Raw genomic sequence first — 1,662 nt, 5'->3', positions numbered from 1 at the left:
CCCCGGAACCGGCCCCCCAGCCGCCCACCTCCCAGGCACCGGCCAGCCTGCCGGAGATCCGCGGGCTGACGCTCTACAGCCCCGAGCAGGTGCGCACGATCCTGGCCGAGTGCAGCCGGATCGCCGCCCCCAGCGAGCGGCTCAAGGCCTGCGCCGTGGCCCTGAGCACCCGGCTCGTCTTCGACGGGTATGTCAGCAGCCGGGTCTATGTGGTGAGCGACCCGGCGCCGGGGTATCTCGACGTGGTGGAAGGCCGTGTGGTCGGCATCCAGGTCTCCGGCAGCGACCCCTGGCTGAACCGTCGTGTCGGCCGGCTGCTGCGGCCCCTGCGGGGCCAGATCCTGCGGCTGTCCACGGTGGAGCTGCAGCTGCAGCTGCTCAAGCGCCAGCCGGGGATCGAGAGCGTGCGGGGCACCCTGGCCCGGCTGGGCAGCGATCCCTCCGAAGGGGTGTTCCGCGTCGCCGTCGAGCCCTCCCGGGAGCCCTGGCAGGGGGATCTGGCCCTGCGCAACGACGGCACCAGCGGCTCGGGGGAGTTCCGGGCCGTGGCCACGTTGCTGAAGCCGAGCCTGCTGCGGCGCGGCGACACCCTGCTGGTCTACGGCGAGCTTGATGCCACCGGCACCCCCGAACTGGGCGCGGCCATCGCCTCCCTCAGCTACACCTACCCCCTGAGCGACAGCGTCAGCCTCACCGGGGGCATCGGCTTCAGCCGCCGCAACCTGGTGGAACTGCCGGCCCCCGCCGACGGGTTCTCCACCAGCCAGTACCAGGCCCTGGCCCAGTTCGAGTGGGTGTTCCGCGAATCGCTCAGCCAGCGCTGGAGCCTGTTCGCCGGCTACAGCAACAGCCGCAGCAACATCTACGAGCAGGGCAGCGCCCTGCCGGCCAGCGTGCCTGCCAGCATCCGCGCCCCCGCCGGCGGGTACCTGCGCCTCGGCGTCAACGGCAGCGGCGCCGGCCGCCACAGCAGCTGGAGCGGCAGCGCCTACCTGCTGCAGGGGGTCGCCGCGGCAACCCCGACCGTCCAGCGCCAGGAACTGGCCGAAGCGGGCATCACGGCAGGCCGGGCCACCGCCATCGGCGGCTTCCTCTCCGGCTCCTGGACGGTCTCGCCCCGCTGGCAGGTCAACCTGCGAACCGCCGCCCAGCTGGCCTTCGCCCCGCTGACCTCGTCCATGCAGTTCACCCTCGGCTCCGATGTGGGGCTGCGCGGGCTGCCCGGCCAGCTGATCAGCGGCGACAGCGGCTGGCTGGCCAGCACGGAAGCAGTCTGGACGTTCTGGAGCGGCAAGAGCAGCGCCCTCCAGCTCGTCCCCTTCATCGGGGCCGGCGGCATCCGCACCAGCTTCAGCGGTGGCTCCTTCGGCGACACGGTGGGCTCCGGGGGCGTGCTGCTGCGCTGGCTGGCCAGCAACAACTGGTCAGTGGAGCTGGGCTGGGCCCAGCCCTTCTCCACCACCGACAACCTGGGCCCCTGGAACGACTGGCTCCTGGGCCAGGGGCTCTACACCCGGGTGAGCTACCGCTTCTGAGCCCCAGCCAGCGAGCCCCAGCCGGCGAGCGTCAGACCCCGGCCAGCTGGGCCGCCAGCTGCCGGCGGGCCTCCGCCAGCGCCCCATCTAGGGCGGCGCCGTCCCGTCCCCCCGCCTGGGCCAGCTG

The 1,662-nt window shown here is 73.1% G+C and carries 1 protein-coding gene; it reads left to right on the top strand.

Going from position 1 to position 1,662, the window contains the following annotated elements:
• A partial coding sequence (locus tag VB737_RS16630; protein ID WP_500314597.1) for a ShlB/FhaC/HecB family hemolysin secretion/activation protein occupies positions 1-1,535 on the top strand: 1,535 nt, incomplete at its 5' end.
• Positions 1,536-1,662 lie beyond the last annotated feature (127 nt).

Source organism: Synechococcus sp. BA-120 BA3 (assembly GCF_034931285.1).
Lineage (GTDB): Bacteria > Cyanobacteriota > Cyanobacteriia > PCC-6307 > Cyanobiaceae > Cyanobium.
The sequence above is the reverse complement of the archived record's forward strand: the minus strand, read 5'-3'. Positions and strand labels throughout refer to the sequence as shown.